Source organism: Cupriavidus sp. PET2-C1, assembly GCF_054515855.1.
Genome location: NZ_CM137259.1, coordinates 1,033,764 through 1,054,064 on the forward strand (window position 1 = coordinate 1,033,764; position 20,301 = coordinate 1,054,064).

Consider the following 20,301-nt stretch of genomic DNA (forward strand, 5'->3'; position numbering starts at 1 on the left):
GTAACCGGGCCTGAATATTGGTGGAGCCGGCGGGAATCGAACCCGCGTCCGCAAGCCCTCCACAGAGAGTTCTACATACTTAGTCCTGCCATTTGATTTAACCGGTGCATCGCGGACGGACACGCTCTACAACGGCGAGTCACTAAATTTTCGTCCCTAGGTCCGTGACAAACTCAGGGCTTATCTGGCGTTAATGACCTCGCGTAGTCTTGCGACTCTAGCCCGCCAGCGAGCCAGTGCGAGGACGGCCGCAATTAAGCGGCCAGTGCGTAACGTTCGTCGTTAGCAGTTATTGCATTCCCATTGATTAACGAGGTGACGGGTCCTCGGTATGCCCTCCACTGCTTTGTAACCCACGTCGAAACCAGGTCGGCCCCTGCGTGAACTGTGTGAACAGTGTCAAGAAGATAGATTGTACCCCGTTGGCGGCTCCAGGTGTAAATGCCTGCCGTGCCGCCTCGCGCGTCAGCGCCGTGCGCCGGGGGCCAGCAGCGCGATCAGCTCGCTGGGATGGCGCACCAGGTAGTCGGCGCCCCATGCCTCGGGCGGTTCGCCATCGCCGCAGTAGCCGTAGGCAGCGGTGATGGTGATCATGCCGGCAGCCTTGCCGGCCTGGATATCGCGCACGTCATCGCCAACGTACACGCAGCGCCCGGGCGCCACGCCGCTGACTTCGGCGGCATGCAGCAGCGGTGCGGGGTGGGGCTTGGCATGCGCCGTGGTGTCGCCGCTAACCACGGCCGAGGCGCGCGGCGCCAGCCCGATGGCGGCGACCAGCGGCGCGGTGAAGCGCGTGATCTTGTTGGTGACGATACCCCACCGGATGCCGGCGGTTTCCAGCGCGTCCAGCACCTCGGCCATGCCATCGAACAGGCGCGTATGCACTGCGATGTCGGCCTCGTAGTAATCGAGGAAGGTGTCGCGCAGGGAGGGGAACTCAGGGTCGGCCGGGCTCTTGCCGAAGGCGGCGCCAATCAGGCCGCGCGCGCCGTGCGAGGCCACCGGGCGGAGTTTCTCGTAGTCCACGGGCGGCCGGCCATGCTCGGTGACGAGCCGGTTCGCGGCTGCGGCCAGGTCGGGGGCGGTGTCGGCGAGCGTGCCGTCGAGATCAAAGAAGACTGCGTCGTAGGTGCGCATGTTCAGGCGGGCCGGCGAAATGCCATCATATAGTTCACATCGGTGTCCCGGCCCAGCGAGTAGACCTGGGTCAGCGGGTTGTAGGTCATGCCGCGCATCTCGACCAGCTCGAGTCCGGTGTTGCGGGCGTAGCGGGCAAGTTCGGACGGCGTGATGAACTTGTCGTAGTCATGCGTGCCGCGCGGCAGCATCTTGAGCACGTATTCGGCGCCGACCACGGCCAGCAGATAGGCCTTGAGGTTGCGGTTGATCGTGGAGCAGAACACATAGCCGCCCGGGCGTACCAGCGTGGCACAGGCGCGCAGGATCGATTGCGGGTCGGGCACGTGCTCCAGCATTTCCATGCAGGTCACCACATCGACGCTGGCGGGCATGCGCGCCGCCAGCGCTTCGGCAGCGATTTCTTCGTAGGTCACGGTCACGCCGGACTCCAGGCTGTGCAGGTCGGCGACCTTCAGTGCCTTGGTGGACAGGTCGATGCCGCGCACCGTGGCGCCGGTGCGCGCCATGCTCTCCGCCAGGATGCCGCCGCCGCAGCCGATGTCGACCACGTCCTTGCCCTTGAGGCTGGCGATGCCGTCGATCCAGCCGAGCCGCAGGGGGTTGAGCTCGTGCAGCGGCTTGAACTCGCTTTCCGGATCCCACCAGCGATGGGCCAGCTCGCTGAACTTGTCGATTTCGCGCGCGTCGGCGTTCTTGCCGATCAAGGTGGTTTCAACGGTCGGATGGAGCGGGGAGGATATCTGCGTCATGGAGTTTGGCGCGCCACCAGGGCGGCAGCGTGAAGGCGGAGGGTATGCTGCGACTGTATCAAAAAAAAAGCCCAGCTTGCGCTGGGCTTTCTTTCATCGGAAAGGTTCCGATTAACGTGCGCTGCGGGTGCCGACCACTTCGACTTCCACGCGACGATTCGGCTGCTGGCACGAGATTTGTGCCTTGCGATTGCCCTTGCACGACTTCGGGTCAACCTTCAGCTGACGCTTGCCCTTGCCTTCCGTGTAGACACGGTTGGCTTCCACGCCCTTGCTGACCAGATAGGCCTTGACGGCTTCAGCACGGCGGATCGACAGGCGATCGTTGTACTTGTCCGAACCGAACGAGTCGGTGTGACCAACTGCGATAATCACTTCCAGGGTGATACCCGACAGCTTGGAGCTCAGGTCGTCCAGCTTGGCCTTGCCTTCCGGCTTCAGCACAGCCTTGTCGAAATCGAACAGGGTGTCAGCAGCGAAAGTGACCTTTTCGCTGGAAACAACCGGAGGAGCAACCGGTGCCACCGAGGGGGCAGCCGGAGCGACCGCCGGAGCCAGGGCGCCGTCGCACAGGGCGTTGGCGGTGGCCGGGGTCCACGAGCTGTCGCGCCAGCAGAGCTCGTTCGTGCCATTCTTCCACACGTACTCGCTCGTACCGTTGCCCCAGTTATCGTTCACAGCCTTCTTTTCGTAGGGGACGGACTGGGCTTGAGCGGATGCAGCCATTACTGCGGTAGCTGCAACGAGCGCGAGCTTGGCAAATTTTTTCATATTTCTCCTCTCAGGATGAGATCACCGCAGGGTTACTGCGAGCAAATGGACGGAAACTAGTCATACATTCTTCGGAGTATAACATTCTCGATGCGGTGTATGCTCCACTTCGAACAATGTCTGGCTCTTCGCTGGGGAATTGTGCCACAAGGGTCGTTTCCTAAGAAGTAAATATATTCGATTCCATCAATGGGTTTTAGGCCTGTGGTGTTTGTGCAACATGGCCCTTGCGATGCCCGCAAACCCTTGTCAGGCCGTGCTTGCAGGATTTTCGACTCGGCCTTGCGGGTGCTTTCCGGGCGCTGCCGAAGCCCCTGCCAAGGGGGGCGCCGCGGCTGCGGGAGAGGGCAGCCGCGCATGTTAGAATGTCACGTTGCCCACCTGTCAGACGCCGCTTCGGCGAATGGCGATTCACCTGGGTGCCTTCTGTTTAAATTCGCCGGATAACCCACGCCGCAATGGATCAATTCGCCAAAGAAACCCTTCCGGTCTCCCTCGAAGAGGAAATGCGCCGTTCCTATCTCGATTACGCCATGAGCGTGATCGTCGGGCGCGCGCTTCCCGATGTGCGGGATGGCTTGAAGCCGGTACACCGGCGTGTGCTCTATGCGATGCATGAGCTTAACAACGACTGGAACCGGCCGTACAAGAAATCGGCCCGTATCGTAGGGGATGTGATTGGTAAGTATCACCCCCACGGCGACACTGCTGTATACGATACGATCGTGCGGATGGCGCAGAATTTCTCGCTGCGCTACATGCTGGTCGATGGCCAGGGTAACTTCGGTTCGGTGGACGGGGATAACGCGGCAGCCATGCGTTATACCGAAATCCGCCTGTCCAAGATTGCCCACGAGATGCTGCTCGATATCGATAAGGAAACTGTCGATTTCGGGCCGAATTATGACGGCTCCGAACATGAGCCGCTGATTCTGCCGGCACGCATTCCGAATCTGCTGATTAATGGTTCGTCGGGTATCGCGGTGGGTATGGCCACCAATATCCCGCCGCATAACCTTAACGAAGTGGTCGATGGCTGCCTGCATCTGCTGCGTAATCCGCAAGCTACGATTGACGAGCTGATCGAGCTGATTCCGGCGCCGGACTTCCCGACCGCCGGCATTATCTATGGCATCCAGGGCGTGCGCGAAGGCTACCGCACCGGACGCGGCCGCGTCGTCATGCGCGCCAAGACGCACTTTGAGGATATCGACCGTGGCCAGCGCCAGGCGATCATCGTCGACGAGCTGCCCTACCAGGTCAACAAGCGCACCCTGCTCGAGCGCATCGCCGAGCTGGTGACGGACAAGAAGGTCGAGGGCATCTCCGATATCCGCGACGAGTCCGACAAATCCGGCATGCGCGTGGTGATCGAGCTCAAGCGCAACGAAGTGCCGGAGGTCGTGCTTAACAATCTATATAAGCACACCCAGCTGCAGGACACCTTCGGCATGAACATGGTGGCGCTGGTCGATGGCCAGCCGCGCCTGCTGAACCTGCGCCAGATGCTGGATTGCTTCCTGTCGCACCGGCGCGAGGTCGTCACCCGCCGTACCGTGTTCGAGCTGCGCAAGGCGCGCGAGCGCGGCCACGTGCTGGAGGGCCTGGCGGTGGCTCTCGCCAACATCGATGAGTTCATTGCGATCATCAAGGCGGCGCCCACCCCCCCCATCGCCAAGCAAGGGCTGATGGCCAAGGCCTGGGATTCCAGCCTGGTGCGCGAAATGCTGGCACGCGCTGAAGGCGACACCGCCGGCGGCCGGGCGTCCTACCGCCCGGACGGCCTGCCGGCCATCTTCGGCATGCAAGCTGACGGGCTGTACCGCCTGTCCGACTCGCAAGCCCAGGAAATCCTGCAGATGCGCCTGCAGCGCCTCACGGGCCTGGAGCAGGACAAAATCGTTCAGGAATACCGTGATGTCATGGCGGTCATCTCCGACCTGCTCGACATCCTGTCGCGCCCGGAGCGCATCAGCACCATCATCACCGACGAGCTGACCGCCATCCGCGCCGAGTTCGGCGACCTGCGCCGCTCGCACATCGAGCTCAACGCGACCGAGCTCGATACCGAGGACCTGATCACCCCGCAGGACATGGTGGTGACCCTGTCGCACAGCGGCTATATGAAGAGCCAGCCGATTTCCGAGTACCGCGCACAAAAGCGCGGCGGCCGCGGCAAGCTGGCGACCACCACCAAGGAAGACGACTGGATCGACACGCTGTTCGTCGCCAACACGCACGACTACATCCTGTGCTTCTCGAACCGCGGCCGGCTGTACTGGCTGAAGGTGTACGAGGTGCCGCAGGGGTCTCGCAACTCGCGCGGCAGGCCGATCGTCAATATGTTCCCGCTGTCCGATGGCGAGAAGATCAACGTCATCCTGCCAGTGCGCCAGTTCGACGCCGAGCACTTCATCTTCATGAGCACCGCGCGCGGCACCGTCAAGAAGACGGCGCTGACCGAGTTCTCGAACCCGCGCAAGGCCGGCATCATCGCTGTCGACCTCGATGAGGGCGACTACCTGATCGGCGCTGCCGTCACCGACGGCCAGCACGACGTGATGCTGTTCTCGGATTCCGGCAAGGCCGTGCGCTTTGACGAAAACGACGTGCGTCCGATGGGCCGCCAGGCCCGCGGCGTGCGCGGCATGAATCTGGAAGAAAGCCAGACGGTGATCGCCATGCTGGTGGCCCCGGCCGAGACCAGCGAGCAGGCCGTCGCAGTGGGCAGTGTGCTGACCGCCACCGAAAACGGTTACGGCAAGCGCACCCCGATCGCCGAGTACACTCGACACGGCCGTGGCACCAAGGGCATGATTGCGATCCAGACGAGCGAGCGCAACGGCCGGGTAGTGGCTGCCGCGCTGGTATCGCCGGAGGACGAGATCATGTTGATCACGACCGGCGGCGTGCTGATCCGTACACGTGTGTCTGAAATCCGCGAGATGGGGCGTGCCACGCAAGGCGTGACCCTGATCAACGTGGACGAGGGCACCAAGCTGTCCGGCCTGCAGCGAATCGTCGAAAGCGACGCCGACAACGGTGTGGCGGGCGACGAACTCGAAGAAGGCGCTGACGCGGTGGATGCGGCGGCTCCGGCTGCCGACGGTGAGCAGGCAGGTGCGCAGGACGGCACCGGCGCCGGCACGCCTGATACAGGATCAAATTCGTAAGTTGTTGCAACATTGACCCGTTATCCGGAACTCGATTGCCGGCTGCGGGACTAAAACGGACATATTTACAAGGGAGTCACAATGCTCAAAACCTATCGACGTATCGCTGTTCTGGCTGCCTTCGTACCGGCCATGATGTTGGCCAACGCGGCACATGCCCAGGACGCCGACAAGACCGCTGCCATCAAGGAACTGCTGACCGTGATGCAAGCCGACCAGGCCGTCAAGGGCCAGGCCGAGAACTGGCAGCAAGGCGCCAAGCAGGAAGCGCCCATGGTCCTGGAGCAGGTGCTGGTCGAGAACAAGACGCTCAACGACAAGCAAAAGCAGGCTGCTGTCGAGAAGCTCAAGAAGAACGGCGCGGTGCAGCGCATGGTCGATGGCGCCGGCACGGCGTTCACCACCGATGGCTTCAAGAGCGATGCCATGAAGGCCCACTACGACGCCTTCGGCAAGTACTACAGCGCCCAGGAAATCAAGGACCTGACCACGTTCCTGAAGTCGCCGACCGGCCAGAAGTTCATGGCTAACCAGGGCAAGGCGACCCAGGAAATCTGGGGCTCGATGATGCAAAAGTACGGCCCGCAAGTCGGCAAGTCGATGCGCGACGCCGCCGAGAAGGAAATCGCCGCCGCGGCGAAGTAATTCGCCGGCGGGCAGGCCGGGCGGGCGGGGCGCTGTCCTCGCCGCCCCAATCTGGCGCGGGTTTGATGGATAATGGCTGCTTGGGTAACACCGGCAGCCATTTTTCATTTCCATCCCGATCCATGAACGAACCCCAGAATCCAGCACTTGCCGCCATGATGCAGCGCGCCGTGGCAGAGCGTGTCTATAACTTCTCGCCCGGCCCGGCGGCCCTGCCGACCGAAGTGCTGCTGCAGGCAGCCGACGAGATGCTGTCATGGCACGGATCCGGCGTCTCGGTAATGGAAATGAGCCACCGCAGCCGCGAGTTCGAAAGCATCCAGGCCGAGGCGCTGGCCAACCTGCGCGAGCTGCTGCAGGTGCCGAAGAACTTCCGCATCTTGTTCCTGCAGGGCGGTGCCATCGGCGAGAACGGCATCGTGCCGCTGAACCTGATGCGCCGCGTGGACGCGGATCGTCCCAAGGCGGATTTCGTCGTCACCGGCACCTGGTCAGTCAAGTCCGAGCAGGAAGCGCGCCGCTACGGCGAGGTGAATATCGCTGCCACCAGCACCGCGCAAAAGTTTGCCCGCATCCCCGATGTGGCTGACTGGAAGCTGTCGGACGATGCTGCCTACGTGCACCTGTGCACCAATGAAACCATCGTTGGCGTGGAGTTCCAGGACGTGCCCGACATTGGCCAGCACCGCGACGGCGGGCCGGTCGTGGTCGCCGACGTCTCCAGCCACATCCTGTCGCGCCCGGTTGACTGGTCGCGCGTGCAGGTAGCCTACGGCGGCGCGCAAAAGAACATCGGGCCGGCTGGCCTGACCATCGTGATCGTGCGCGAAGACCTGCTGGGCCATGCGCATCCCCTGTGCCCGTCCGCCTTCAACTGGCGCCTGGTGGCTGAGCATGACTCGATGTACAACACGCCGCCGACCTATTCCATCTATATCGCCGGGCTGGTCTTCAAGTGGCTCAAGGCGCAGGGTGGGGTAGGCGCCATCGAGCAACGCAATATCGCCAAGTCGCACGCGCTGTACGAGTTCCTCGACCAGAGCGCGTTCTACCGCAACGAGATCGATCCTGGCAGCCGCTCGCGCATGAACGTGCCGTTCTTCCTGGCCGACGAATCCCGCAACGACGCCTTCCTTGCAGGCGCGCGCGCCAATGGCCTGGTGCAGTTGAAGGGCCATAAGTCGGTCGGCGGCATGCGCGCCAGCCTCTACAACGCCATGCCGATCGAGGGCGTTGCCGCCCTGATCGAGTACATGCGCGAGTTCGAGCGGACCGCGGCCTGATCCTTTGTTCGCTGCGGCATCGTTTGGCGATGCCGCGGCGGTGCCGATTCGGTTTTTTTCCAGGGCCATTTCCACTGCCGTTGGCACTGCGCAATGGTGTGGCGTAGCGGATTCATACAATGACAAATCAAGACAAGCAAGGTGCGCAGGGGGAGGCGCTGCAGGACAATGGCGCGGCCGAAAAGGCGCTGGGCGTCGAGCTGACGCCGCTGCGCGAGCAGATCGACACGCTCGACCGCGAACTGCTGGCGATGCTGAACCGCCGCGCGCAACTCGCCCTCGATGTGGGCGAGGTCAAGAAGAAGTACGGCGCGCCGGTGTTCCGTCCCGAGCGCGAGCTGCAGGTGATTCGCAAGGTGCAGGGGGCCAACCCTGGCCCCCTGCTGGACGACAGCGTGGCGGCAATCTGGCGTGAAGTGATGTCGGCCTGCCGCGGGCTGGAGAAGCCGCTCGAGGTGGCCTTCCTCGGCCCGGCGGGCACCTTCTCCGAGCAGGCGCTGTACGCGCATTTTGGCCACGAGGTCAGCGGCGTACCCTGCCCCAGCATTGACGAGGTGTTCCGCGCGGTGGAAGCCGGGACCGTTGAGTACGGCGTGGTGCCGGTGGAGAATTCCACCGAGGGCGCGGTCTCGCGCACGCTGGACCTGTTCCTGCAGACCTCGCTGAAAATCAGTGGCGAGATCGCGCTGAAGGTGCACCACAACCTGATGGCGTCGTCGCCCGATATGAAGGGCGTGACCGTGGTGCGCGCGCACGCGCAGGCGCTGGCGCAGTGCCAGCACTGGCTCACGGCCAACTACCCGCACCTGGAGCGCCAGGCGGTGTCGAGCAATGCGGAAGCGGCACGCATGGCCAGCGAGGATCCCACTGTTGCGGCCATCGCCGGCGAGTCGGCGGCCAATCGCTACCACCTGCATCTGGTGCGCACGCACATCCAGGATGATCCGCACAACCGCACGCGCTTCGCCGTGATCGGCCGCTACGAGACCGAGCCCTCCGGCAGCGACCAGACCTCGATGATCCTCTCGGTGCCCAACAAGGCCGGCGCCGTCTACCAGCTGCTTGCGCCGCTGGCCGACAACGGCGTGTCGATGTGCCGGTTCGAGTCGCGCCCCGCGCGCAGCGGCGCGTGGGAGTACTACTTCTACGTCGACGTCGAAGGCCACCAGAACGATGCTTCAGTGGCGCGCGCGCTGGAAGAGCTGCGCCGCAACGCGGCTTACTTCAAGGTGCTGGGTTCGTATCCGTCCAGCCGGTAACAGGATCGGCGATCCGCTAACAACGTCTCAGAGAAGGAATGAACATGGCAGAGCAGGGCAAGCAGTTCGGTCCCGAGTATGTGCGGGCGATTTCCCCGTACGTGCCGGGCAAGCCGATTTCCGAAGTGGCGCGCGAGTTTGGCCTGGACGAGTCCACCATCGTCAAGCTGGCGTCGAACGAGAATCCGCTCGGCATGCCCGAATCGGCCCGGACCGCCATCGCTGCCGCCGTGGCTGACCTGGGCCGTTATCCGGACGCAAATGGCTTCGCCTTGAAGGGCGCGCTGTCGGCCCGCTTCGACGTGCCGGCCGACTGGCTCACGTTGGGCAACGGCAGCAACGACATCCTGGAAATCGCGGCGCATGCGCTGGTCAAGCCGGGCGAGTCGATCGTCTATGCGGAGCACTCTTTCGCGGTGTACGCGCTGGCCACGCAGGAAGTCGGCGCACGCGCCATCGAGGTCAGGGCGCGCGACTACGGCCACGATCTCGACGCCATGGCCGCGGCCATCGCTCCGGACACGCGCCTGGTCTTTATCGCCAACCCCAACAACCCGACCGGCACCTTCCTGCCGGCCGCAGGGATCGAGGCCTTCCTGGCCCAGGTGCCGGCCGACGTCGTGGTGGTGCTGGACGAGGCCTACAACGAATACCTGGACGACGCGCAGCAGTACGATTCGATCGCGTGGGTCCGCAAGTATCCCAACCTGCTGGTATCGCGCACCTTCTCCAAGGCCTATGGCCTGGCCGGGCTGCGCATTGGCTACGCCGTGGCGCAGCCCGCGCTGACCGATCTGCTCAACCGCATCCGCCAGCCCTTCAATGTCAACAGCCTGGCCCAGGCAGCGGCGGTGGCGGCGTTGGGCGATGTGGCCTTCCTGCAGCGCAGCGCCGAGCTAAACCGTGCCGGCAAGGCGCAACTGGTGGCGGCGTTCGAGCGGCTCGGCCTGCAGTACGTGCCGTCCTCGGGCAATTTCGTGCTGGTGCGCGTGGGCCAGGACGATGGCGCCGGCGCGCGCGTCAACCTGGCGCTGCTCAAGCAGGGCGTGATCGTGCGGCCGGTGGGCAATTACAACCTGCCGCAATGGCTGCGCATCACCATCGGCCTGCCTGAGGAAAACGCGGCGTTTATCGTGGCGCTGGAAAAGGCCCTCAAGTAAGCGCTGTTGCAAGCAAGGCCCCGGCCCTTCGCGGGCCGGCGCCATGCCAGCTTGCGCAAAGGCGCAATGCCGGCGCCGCCCCCCGGCGGAGAAGTTACAATATCGGATTCCCGAACTTCCTCGCCTGGCAGCGTATCCCCGTGACCGTTCCTGCGTCCGCTCCATTTTTTCCTCGTGTCGTCATTGTCGGCGTCGGCCTGATCGGCGGCTCGCTGGCACTCGCGCTCAAGCGCGCGGGTGCGGTCGGCACGGTGGTCGGCGTCGGCCGCTCGCAAGCTTCGCTCGAGCGTGCGCTCAAGCTGGGGGTGATCGACGAGGCGGCCTCACTGGAAGACGCCGCCAAGGGCGCGAGCATGATCGTGCTGTGCGCGCCGGTGGCGCAGACCTTTGCGCTGCTCCATGCACTTGAGCCGCATCTGGAGCCAGCTACGATCATCACGGATGCCGGCAGCACCAAGGCCGACGTAATCATGGCGGCCAAGACCGCGCTGGGCGACAAGGCGGCCCAGTTCGTGCCAGCCCATCCGATTGCCGGGCGCGAGCTGCATGGCGTGGAAGCGGCGCTGGACGATCTCTATGTCGGCAAGAAGGTCGTACTGTGCCCGCTGCAGGAAAATTCCCGCATTGACGTAGTGGCCGTGCGCGCCATGTGGGAGACCGCGGGCGCCCAGTGCAGCGTGATGTCGGCCGTGCAGCACGATGCCGTGTTTGCCGCCGTCAGCCATTTGCCGCACCTGCTGTCCTATGCGCTGGTGGCCCAGGTGGCCAATGCCGAAGACGCGGCGCTCAAGCTCGATTTCGCCGGCGGCGGCTTCCGGGATTTCACCCGGATCGCGGCGTCGTCGCCGGAGATGTGGCGCGATATCTGCGTTGGCAACCGCGAGGCGATGTTGAGCGAGCTCAGCACCTACCAGGCCATGCTGGCGCATCTGAAGACCCTGATCGAAAACAGCAACGGCGAGGGCCTGGAGCGTATTTTCCAGCGCGCTAGCCAGGTGCGGCAGCAATGGGGCGCGCAGCGCGCGCCGGCTGTCAACGCCGAGCCCTGATCACCCACGCAACCCGGCGCTACACGAACGCCACGTCACCAACGAAAGCGGCGCGCCTTTCATCGAAAGCCGCCCGCCAACTAGCATGCAAACCATGGAACATCTCACGCTCGGCCCCTTCACTCGCGCTTCGGGCACGGTTCGCCTGCCGGGTTCCAAGAGCATCTCGAACCGAGTCCTGTTGCTGGCGGCGCTGGCCGAGGGCGAGACCCGCGTGTGCGACCTGCTCGACTCGGACGACACGCGCGTGATGCTGCAGGCACTGCGTACGCTGGGCGTGGCATGGCGCCATGAGGATGGCGCTTGCGTGGTGCGCGGCGTGGGCGGCAAATTCCCCAATAAGGCCGCCGAGCTGTTCATGGGCAATGCGGGCACGGCCATCCGCCCGCTGACCGCGGCACTGGCGCTGCAGGGCGGAAGCTACAAGCTGTCCGGCGTGCCGCGCATGCATGAGCGGCCGATCGGCGATCTGGTCGATGGTCTGCGCCAGATTGGCGCGAGCGTCGCTTACCTTGGCACCGAGGGCTATCCGCCCTTGCAGATTTCTCCCGCGCGGATTCGCATCGATGCGCCGATCCGCGTGCGCGGCGACGTGTCCAGCCAGTTCCTGACGGCGCTGCTGATGGCCTTGCCGCTGGCCGATGCGCCTGGCGACACCATCGAGATCGAAGTGGTGGGCGAGCTGATTTCCAAGCCCTACGTGGAGATCACGCTCAACCTGCTGGCGCGCTTTGGCATCGAGATCCGGCGCGAGGGCTGGTCACGCTTCATCCTGCCGGCACGCGCGGCATACCGCTCGCCGGGCGAGATTTTTGTCGAGGGCGACGCGTCCTCGGCCTCCTACTTCCTGGCTGCGGGCGCCATCGGCGGCGGCCCGCTGCGGGTGGAGGGCGTGGGCATGGCCAGCATCCAGGGCGACGTCAAGTTTGCCGAGGCGCTTAACCGCATGGGCGCTAACGTGATGGCCGGCGCCAACTGGATCGAGGTCCGCGGCACCGAGCGCGACGATGGCCGCTTGCATGGCATCGAGCTGGACTGCAACCATATTCCGGACGCTGCCATGACCCTGGCGGTGGCGGCCCTGTTCGCCGAAGGGCCCACCACGCTGACCAATATCGCCAGCTGGCGGGTCAAGGAAACCGACCGCATCAGCGCCATGGCTACCGAGTTGCGCAAGCTGGGCGTCGAGGTGGAGGAGGGTGCGGATTACCTGAAGGTGACGCCGCCGGCCCAATCCGCCTGGCAGACCCCGGCCGCCGGCATCGATACTTACGATGACCACCGCATGGCAATGTGCTTTTCGCTGGCCGCGTTCGGTCCGCTGCCGGTGCGCATCAACGAGCCTGGCTGTGTTGCGAAGACGTTCCCGGATTACTTCGAGGTGTTCGGGGCGGTGGCGCGCTGATCACGCCGCAAGTGGCAGGCCATCGCCGCCGCGCCCGGTTTGGGGCAAGGGCTCGTGCTTCGCCCCGGGTTCGCGCCGTTCCCAGTAGCGGTCGAAGAAGTAATGCGCCACAGTGTTGACTGCCGGCTCGATGAACGTCACGGCGCCGCTGACCGCCAGATTGCCGGTCAGCGCATAAGTGACGCCAAAGGCAATGACAACGTGCATGATGCCGAACGACAGGGTCTTGGCCATGGTAGATTGCCTCGCGAAGATGTCGGTTGTTTGCTAGTTGTTTGCTGTATGGGCCTGCGATTTTGTCGGGTGCCCGTCATGAACCCCATGCTAATGATTCTCAATTGATTTAAGAAATCAATATTTTGTTCTGTCTTAATAAACAATGACTATCGTCGACGTCATCACCATCGACGGGCCCACCGCATCGGGGAAGGGCACCGTAGCGCACAAGGTGGCCGACGCGCTCAGCTTCCATTTGCTGGACAGCGGTGCGTTGTACCGTCTGGTGGCGCTCGCCAGCGAGCGTGCGGGCATCGACATGCAGGATGTGGAGGGGCTGGCCAGCCTGGCTACCCGCCTCGATGTGAAGTTCGGGCCCGACCGTGTCTGGCTGCGCGGCGAGGAGGTCAGCCTGGCCATCCGCGCGGAAGCCACCGGCAACCGTGCTTCTGCGATTGCCGTCCACCAGCCGGTGCGCGACGCCCTGACGGCGCTGCAGCGCGGTTTTCGCAAGCTGCCCGGCCTGGTTGCCGACGGCCGCGACATGGGCACCGTGATTTTCCCGGATGCCCGGCTGAAGGTGTTCCTGACGGCAAGTGTCGAGGCGCGCGCTCGCAGGCGCTATAAACAATTGATTGATAAGGGAATTTCTGCTAATATCGAAGACCTTTTGCGGGACCTTGAGTCGCGCGACCAGCGGGATCGCTCCCGCGCGGCCGCGCCTCTGCGTCCCGCAGAGGATGCGCACTTGCTCGATACCTCCGACATGACGGTGGATCAGGCGGTGGCGCAGGTGCTGCAATGGTATGGCGCGCCGGGTTCCTGACCCGCGCCAGTCCAGCCGCTGCAACACCGAAGTGCCGGCAGAGCCTGCAAACGCAGATCCGCCGGTGTTGTTCAACCTGACCCCGCTGCCCGGTGCAGACTGAGCGCGATCCACGCGCCGGCCCGAGTACTGCGGATTGATACTCAAGTTTATGTCCGACCTGCAAACTAACGAATCCTTTGCCGCACTGTTCGAGGAATCCGTCGCCCGCTCCAATATGAAGGCTGGCGAAGTGATTTCCGCTGAAGTCGTGCGCATCGACCACAATTTCGTGGTCGTCAACGCCGGCCTCAAATCGGAAGCCTTTGTGCCGGTGGAGGAGTTCCTGAACGACCAGGGCGAACTCGAAGTGCAGGCCGGCGACTACGTCTCCGTGGCCATCGACGCGCTCGAGAACGGCTATGGCGACACCATCCTCTCCCGCGACAAGGCCAAGCGCCTGGCATCGTGGCTGAACCTCGAGAAGGCGCTGGAAGACGGCGAAATCATCTCGGGCACGGTCACGGGCAAGGTCAAGGGCGGCCTGACCGTCATGGTCAACGGCATCCGCGCGTTCCTGCCGGGCTCGCTGGTCGACGTGCGTCCGATCAAGGACACCACGCCGTACGAAGGCAAGACCCTGGAATTCAAGGTCATCAAGCTGGACCGCAAGCGCAACAACGTGGTGCTGTCGCGCCGCGCGGTTGTGGAAGCGACCCTGGGCGAAGAGCGCCAGAAGCTGATGGAAACCCTGAAGGAAGGCGCCATCGTCAACGGTATCGTCAAGAACATCACGGACTACGGCGCATTCGTGGACCTGGGTGGCATCGACGGCCTGCTGCACATCACCGACCTGGCATGGCGTCGTGTGCGTCACCCGAGCGAAGTGCTGTCGGTTGGCCAGGAAATCACCGCCAAGATCCTCAAGTTCGACCAAGAGAAGAACCGCGTCTCGCTGGGCGTGAAGCAACTGGGCGAAGATCCGTGGGTCGGCATCTCGCGTCGTTACCCGCAAAGCACCCGCCTGTTCGGCAAGGTGACCAACCTGACCGACTACGGCGCATTCGTTGAAATCGAAGCCGGCATCGAAGGCCTGGTCCACGTTTCCGAAATGGACTGGACCAACAAGAACGTCGCTCCGTCGAAGGTTGTCCAGCTGGGCGACGAAGTCGAAGTCATGGTTCTGGATATCGACGAAGACAAGCGTCGTATCAGCCTGGGCATGAAGCAATGCAAGGCCAATCCGTGGGACGATTTCAGCCGTAACCACAAGAAGGGCGACAAGCTGGGCGGCCAGATCAAGTCGATCACCGACTTCGGCGTGTTCATCGGCCTGCCCGGTGGCATCGACGGCCTGGTGCACCTGTCCGACCTGTCCTGGCAAGAAACCGGCGAAGAAGCCGTGCGCAAGTACAAGAAGGGCGACGAAGTGGAAGCCGTGGTTCTGGGCATCGACGTCGACAAGGAACGCATCTCGCTGGGTATCAAGCAGCTGTCGGGCGACCCGTTCAACAACTTCATCTCGGCTAACGACAAGGGTTCCCTGGTCAACGGCACGATCAAGACTGTTGATGCCAAGGGCGCTGTCGTGCAACTGGCTGATGACGTCGAAGGCTACCTGCGCGCATCCGAAATCTCGGCTGACCGCGTGGAAGATGCTCGCAACGTGCTGAAGGAAGGCGAACAAATCACCGCCCTGGTGGTGAACGTCGACCGCAAGTCGCGCAACATCAACCTGTCGATCAAGGCCAAGGACAACGTCGAGCAGCAAGAAGCCATGCAAAAGTTCGCTGCCGACACCGGCACGGCTGGCACGACCAACCTGGGCGCGCTGCTGAAGGCCAAGCTCGGCCAGGACAACCAGTAAGCATTGGTTCTTACGCCTGCTAGCGGATGCCCATGACCAAGTCCGAGCTTGTCGAAAAACTGGCTGCCCGGTTCCCGCAGCTGTTGCTGCGGGATGCGGACATCTCGGTGAAGACGATCCTCGACGCGATGTCCGAAGCGCTGGCTGATGGCCACCGCATCGAGATTCGCGGATTCGGCAGTTTTGGTCTGAACCGGCGTCCGCCGCGCGTGGGACGCAACCCCAAGTCCGGCGAACGTGTGCTGGTGCCCGAGAAACGGGTGCCGCACTTCAAGGCGGGCAAGGAGTTGCGTGAACGAGTCGATCGCAGCCCGGCGCTGCCGCAGGCAGGAAGCGGCGGCACTGGCGCCAATGCCAACGGAAGTCACGTTGGCAACGGCAATGCGAATGGCAGCACCCATGGTGGCAGCAATGGCCATGGCGCTGCCGCTGGTGCGGGTCATGTGACCGCGCCTGGCCAGGCGAAGCCGGCGGCCGCTGCCGGCAACGCCTTGCATGATGATGGCGGGCTGAAGCTGGCCCAGTCCTGAATCCGCTGCGTCTGGCTCGTGATGTGCCTGGATAGTCAAAAAAGCGCCCCTTATCGGGGCGCTTTTTCATTGTGCGAGCATACAAGACGTTACCGTTGGCGCGAGGCGATTCCGCTACAATGCCGGGAATCCACCGAGGGGGCGCCGCCCGCCGGCGTCCGCATCACCGGAGTCCGATTCATCCCATCTGCCGCATGAAGCCCGCATGAAACTTGTCGCCTGGATCATACGCATCGTCCTGTTTGCGCTGCTGTTCGTGCTGGCGCTGCGCAATACCGCCGACGTCTCGCTGCAGCTCTTTTTTGATGCCGTATGGCGCGCGCCGCTGATCCTGATCTTGCTGGCCGCGTTCGGGCTGGGCATCCTCGCCGCGCTCGCCGCGCTGGCGCCCGTGCTGATGCGACAGCGCATGGAGGCGGGCCGGCTGCGGCGTGCGCTGGGCGAGGCGCGCAGCCAGTCGGCGGAAAGTGCGCGCGACCCACAGGCCGCGGCAGGTTCCGGCATTCCTTACAACGTAGTTGGCCCGAAAGTCTGACCCATGATTTTTGAAACCTGGTGGCTGCTGGCGCTGCCGCTCATCTTCGGCCTCGGCTGGATGGCTGCCCGCTTCGATGCGCGCCAGCTGATGAGCGAGCAGGGCGCGCTGCCGCGCTCCTATTTCAAGGGGCTGAATTTCCTGCTCAACGAGCAGCCCGACCAAGCCATCGACGCGTTCATCGAGGTGGTGCGCCTGGACCCCGAGACCACGGAGCTGCACTTTGCACTCGGCGCTTTGTTCCGCCGGCGTGGTGAAACCGAACGCGCCATCCGCGTGCACCAGAACCTGGCTAGCCGCCAGGATCTTCCCGATGCCGAGCGCGAGCACGCGCTTTATGAACTGGGCCAGGATTTCCTGCGCGCCGGCCTGCTTGACCGTGCGGAGGAATCGCTGCGCCGGCTGATGTCAGGGCCGTATGCGGCCCCGGCCAAGCATGTGCTTCTGGAGCTCTACGAAGTCGAGAAAGAGTGGAAGAAAGCCATCGATGCGGCACGCGAGCTGCAGCCGCTGGAGCAGAAGGACTACAGCGTGCAGATCGCGCAGTTCTGCTGCGAACTGGCGCAGGACGCGCTGCAGCGCAAGCAGCCCGATGACGCCATCGGCTGGCTGCAGCAGGCCGCCAAGGAAAACCCCGCCAATGTGCGTGCGCCGATGCTGCTGGGCGATGTGGCCATGGCCGCGGGCGACGCGCAAGGCGCGCTTGGCCACTGGCTGGGCATCGAGAAACAGGATGCGTCTTACCTGCCGCTGGTGGCGGATCGCGTGGTCAAGGCGTACCGCCAGCTCGGCGACGATGGCCGGGCGCTGGAGTGGCTGCGCGGCCTGCTGAAGACGAACCTGGCCGCCGAGTTGCTCGATAGTGCCTATCGCGCCGAGCTGGAGCAGCATGGCGCGCATGCCGCGGCCGTGCTGATGCGCGAGCAATTGCGCCGGCAGCCGTCGTTGCAGGCCCTGACCAAGTATTTTGAGGCGCAGGCCGCCGAGGTTGCGCAAGCCAGCGTGGCTGTCACGGCCGATGCGGCTGATGTGGCTGACGCGGCTGATGGCGATCCGGCGGGCTCCGCCCACGATATCGAACATGAGCAGGAGGTGTCGGCGATTCGCGACCTGCTGCAGCACCGCACACGTAACCTGGCGCGCTATACCTGCCGCGAGTGCGGTTTCCGCGCCCGGTTGTTCTATTGGCAGTGCCCTGGCTGCAACCGCTGGGAAACCTATGCACCGCGCCGTTCCGAGGCGCTCGGCTGATGCTGGCGCCGATGTCGATGTTATTGCTTTAGCGTCGCACGCCAATCCCTATCTGGAGTACAAGTTATGAAAGTCACCATTATCGGCAGCGGCTACGTCGGTCTAGTGACCGGGGCCTGCCTGGCCGAACTGGGCAACGATGTGTTCTGCCTGGACGTCGACGAACGCAAGATCGCGATGCTCAATGCCGGCGGCGTGCCAATCTATGAACCGGGCTTGAAAGAGCTGATCCAGCGTAATCGCGAGGCTGGCCGGCTGACGTTTTCCACCGATGTGGCGGCCAGCGTGGAGCATGCCGACGTGCAGTTCATCGCCGTTGGCACGCCGCCCGATGAGGATGGCTCCGCCGACCTGCAATATGTGCTGGCGGCTGCCCGCAATATCGGCAAGTACATGACCGGCTTCAAGGTGGTGGTGGACAAGTCCACCGTGCCGGTCGGCACCGGCGATCGTGTCGCCGAAGCCATTCGTGAAGAGCTGGCCGCGCGCGGCCTCGAGGACCTGCAGTTCTCGGTGGTCTCTAATCCGGAATTCCTGAAGGAAGGCGCCGCGGTGGAGGACTTCATGCGTCCCGACCGTATCGTGCTGGGCTGCAATGCCGACGTGGCAGGCCGGCATGCCAAGGCGATCATGCGCCAGCTCTACGCGCCCTTCAACCGCAATCACGAGCGTACGTTCTATATGGACGTGCGCTCGGCCGAGTTCACCAAATACGCCGCCAACTCGATGCTGGCCACGCGCATCTCGTTCATGAACGAGCTGGCGAACCTGGCCGATGAAGTCGGTGCCGATATCGAGCTGGTCCGCATGGGCATCGGTTCCGATCCGCGCATCGGCTATAGTTTCCTGTACGCCGGTGCCGGCTACGGCGGCTCGTGCTTCCCCAAGGATGTGCAGGCGCTGATGCGCACCGCCAGCGCGCATGGCAAGCCCATGCGCGTGCTGGAAGCGGTGGAAGCGGTCAACGACGCGCAAAAGCAGGTGCTGGCCGACAAGGTCGTGCGCCGCTTCGGCGAGGATCTCACCGGGCGCACCTTTGCGATCTGGGGCCTGGCCTTCAAGCCCAATACCGACGACATGCGCGAAGCGCCGTCGCGGGTGCTGGCGCAAGCGCTGGTGTCGCGCGGCGCCTCGCTGCGCGTGCATGATCCGATCTCGATGGCCGAGGCCAAGCATGCGCTGGCCCTCGATCTCGCACACATCGACGGTGGTTTTGCACGCGTGCATTTCAGCGACGCGCAGATGGACACGCTCGACGGTGCCGATGCCCTGGTCATCGTCACAGAATGGAAGGTGTTCCGCAGCCCGGATTTCAATCAGATCAAGCGCCGCCTGAAGGCTCCCGTCATCTTCGACGGACGCAATCTGTACGAGCCCGAAGCCATGCAGGAAGCGGGCATCGAATATCATGCGATCGGGCGGCCGACCACGACGCGCTGAAACGCAACCCAACGGGAACGAAAAGCCAACGCCCCGGCTGACGGACCGGGCTGTGTTGCCAAGGATGTCCATGAGCAAGAACCATATTCCGCAGCAACAGATCAATCAATCGCGCATCCTGGTGGCGGGCGACATGATGCTCGACCGCTATTGGTTCGGCGATGTCGAGCGCATCTCCCCGGAAGCCCCGGTGCCGGTGGTGCAGATCAAGCGCAGCGACGAACGCCTTGGCGGCGCTGCCAACGTGGCTCGCAATGCCGCCGCGCTGGGCGCCCAGGTGGGCATGCTGGGCGTGGTCGGCGATGACGAGCCCGGCCGCACGCTGGAGGCGCTGCTCAGCGCCAGCCACGTGCAGCCCTACCTGCATCGCGACCCCAGCGTCAACACCACCATCAAGCTGCGCGTGGTGGCGCACCAGCAGCAGTTGCTGCGCGTGGACTTCGAGAACGCACCGGGACATGAAGTGCTGGCTGCGGTGCAGGATCGATTCCTGGCCTTGGTCAAGGAGTACAAGGTCCTGGTGCTCTCAGACTACGGCAAGGGCGGCCTGGCCCACGTGGGCCGCATGGTCGAGGCGGGCCGCGCCGCGGGCTGCCTGGTGCTGGTCGACCCCAAGGGCGACGATTACTCACGCTATCGCGGCGCCACGCTGATCACCCCCAACCGTGCCGAGATGCGGCACGTGGTGGGCGCCTGGAAGACCGAGTCCGATCTCACCATCCGGGCCCAGAACCTGCGGCGCGAGCTGCATCTCGAAGCGCTGCTGCTGACGCGCTCGGAAGAGGGCATGACGCTCTACACCGAAGCCGAGGTGCTGCACGTGTCGGCGCAGGCGCGCGAAGTCTATGACGTGTCCGGCGCCGGCGACACGGTGATCGCCACGCTGGCGACCATGCTGGGCGCGGGCGTGCCGCTCAAGGAGGCCGTGCAGCACGCCAATCGCGCTGGCAGCATCGTGGTGGGCAAGCTGGGCACCGCGGTTGTCACCTATCCTGAATTGTTCGGCGCGCCGGCGTAATGGCC

General features: G+C 64.0%; 18 protein-coding genes and 1 other RNA gene. 14 read left to right on the forward strand and 5 right to left on the reverse strand.

Going from position 1 to position 20,301, the window contains the following annotated elements; genetic code table 11:
• Positions 1–18 precede the first annotated feature (18 nt).
• From ssrA to ompA, 4 genes are all read right to left on the reverse strand, one after another.
• Positions 19–377: a transfer-messenger RNA gene (gene ssrA / locus ACX12D_RS04665) on the reverse strand.
• 88 nt (positions 378–465) lie between these two features.
• Positions 466–1,137, reverse strand: a complete 672-nt coding sequence (gph, locus tag ACX12D_RS04670) for a phosphoglycolate phosphatase (RefSeq protein WP_459373107.1) — start codon at positions 1,135–1,137, stop codon at positions 466–468.
• A 2-nt stretch (positions 1,138–1,139) separates the two neighbouring features.
• The gene (ubiG, locus tag ACX12D_RS04675) at positions 1,140–1,889 is read right to left on the reverse strand and encodes a bifunctional 2-polyprenyl-6-hydroxyphenol methylase/3-demethylubiquinol 3-O-methyltransferase UbiG (RefSeq protein WP_459373108.1); all 750 of its coding nucleotides are present in this window, start codon (positions 1,887–1,889) and stop codon (positions 1,140–1,142) included.
• A gap of 111 nt (positions 1,890–2,000) precedes the next feature.
• Complete coding sequence (gene ompA, locus ACX12D_RS04680; RefSeq protein ID WP_441640751.1) at positions 2,001–2,660, reverse strand: outer membrane protein OmpA; 660 nt, start codon at positions 2,658–2,660, stop codon at positions 2,001–2,003.
• 458 nt (positions 2,661–3,118) lie between these two features.
• Here ompA and gyrA point away from each other — a divergent pair, with 458 nt between their 5' ends.
• From gyrA to aroA, 7 genes are all read left to right on the forward strand, one after another.
• Positions 3,119–5,833, forward strand: coding sequence for a DNA gyrase subunit A (gyrA, locus tag ACX12D_RS04685; protein WP_441640752.1), 2,715 nt, complete (start codon positions 3,119–3,121; stop codon positions 5,831–5,833).
• An 81-nt stretch (positions 5,834–5,914) separates the two neighbouring features.
• Positions 5,915–6,478, forward strand: a complete 564-nt coding sequence (locus ACX12D_RS04690) for a DUF2059 domain-containing protein (RefSeq protein WP_459373109.1) — start codon at positions 5,915–5,917, stop codon at positions 6,476–6,478.
• 122 nt (positions 6,479–6,600) lie between these two features.
• A complete protein-coding gene (gene serC, locus ACX12D_RS04695) occupies positions 6,601–7,761 on the forward strand; it encodes a 3-phosphoserine/phosphohydroxythreonine transaminase (protein WP_459373110.1) in 1,161 nt (386 codons plus the stop codon).
• 119 nt (positions 7,762–7,880) lie between these two features.
• Entirely contained in the window at positions 7,881–9,020 is a 1,140-nt protein-coding gene (gene pheA, locus ACX12D_RS04700; RefSeq protein ID WP_441640755.1) for a prephenate dehydratase, read from the forward strand.
• Positions 9,021–9,064: 44 nt separating this feature from the next.
• Positions 9,065–10,180 (forward strand): histidinol-phosphate transaminase, encoded by a 1,116-nt coding sequence (gene hisC, locus ACX12D_RS04705; protein ID WP_459373930.1) that lies wholly within the window; start codon positions 9,065–9,067, stop codon positions 10,178–10,180.
• Between the two features lie 140 nt (positions 10,181–10,320).
• Complete coding sequence (locus ACX12D_RS04710) at positions 10,321–11,229, forward strand: prephenate dehydrogenase (protein ID WP_459373111.1); 909 nt, start codon at positions 10,321–10,323, stop codon at positions 11,227–11,229.
• A 94-nt stretch (positions 11,230–11,323) separates the two neighbouring features.
• The gene (aroA, locus tag ACX12D_RS04715; RefSeq protein ID WP_459373112.1) at positions 11,324–12,634 is read left to right on the forward strand and encodes a 3-phosphoshikimate 1-carboxyvinyltransferase; all 1,311 of its coding nucleotides are present in this window, start codon (positions 11,324–11,326) and stop codon (positions 12,632–12,634) included.
• On the opposite strand, the gene ACX12D_RS04720 is transcribed toward aroA, so the two are convergent.
• Positions 12,635–12,868, reverse strand: coding sequence for a DUF2061 domain-containing protein (locus ACX12D_RS04720; RefSeq protein ID WP_459373113.1), 234 nt, complete (start codon positions 12,866–12,868; stop codon positions 12,635–12,637).
• Between the two features lie 145 nt (positions 12,869–13,013).
• On the opposite strand from ACX12D_RS04720, the gene cmk reads away from it, so the two are divergent.
• From cmk to rfaE1, 7 genes are all read left to right on the forward strand, one after another.
• Positions 13,014–13,676, forward strand: coding sequence for a (d)CMP kinase (cmk, locus tag ACX12D_RS04725; protein WP_183032074.1), 663 nt, complete (start codon positions 13,014–13,016; stop codon positions 13,674–13,676).
• Positions 13,677–13,827: 151 nt separating this feature from the next.
• The gene (rpsA, locus tag ACX12D_RS04730) at positions 13,828–15,522 is read left to right on the forward strand and encodes a 30S ribosomal protein S1 (protein ID WP_006158411.1); all 1,695 of its coding nucleotides are present in this window, start codon (positions 13,828–13,830) and stop codon (positions 15,520–15,522) included.
• Positions 15,523–15,554: 32 nt separating this feature from the next.
• Positions 15,555–16,052, forward strand: coding sequence for an integration host factor subunit beta (locus ACX12D_RS04735; RefSeq protein WP_441640759.1), 498 nt, complete (start codon positions 15,555–15,557; stop codon positions 16,050–16,052).
• A 205-nt stretch (positions 16,053–16,257) separates the two neighbouring features.
• On the forward strand, positions 16,258–16,587 hold the full coding sequence (locus tag ACX12D_RS04740) for a lipopolysaccharide assembly protein LapA domain-containing protein (protein WP_183032076.1): 330 nt from the start codon (positions 16,258–16,260) through the stop codon (positions 16,585–16,587).
• Between the two features lie 3 nt (positions 16,588–16,590).
• On the forward strand, positions 16,591–17,838 hold the full coding sequence (lapB, locus tag ACX12D_RS04745) for a lipopolysaccharide assembly protein LapB (protein ID WP_459373114.1): 1,248 nt from the start codon (positions 16,591–16,593) through the stop codon (positions 17,836–17,838).
• Between the two features lie 66 nt (positions 17,839–17,904).
• Positions 17,905–19,278, forward strand: coding sequence for a UDP-glucose dehydrogenase family protein (locus ACX12D_RS04750; protein WP_183032078.1), 1,374 nt, complete (start codon positions 17,905–17,907; stop codon positions 19,276–19,278).
• 70 nt (positions 19,279–19,348) lie between these two features.
• A complete protein-coding gene (rfaE1, locus tag ACX12D_RS04755; protein ID WP_459373115.1) occupies positions 19,349–20,296 on the forward strand; it encodes a D-glycero-beta-D-manno-heptose-7-phosphate kinase in 948 nt (315 codons plus the stop codon).
• Positions 20,297–20,301 lie beyond the last annotated feature (5 nt).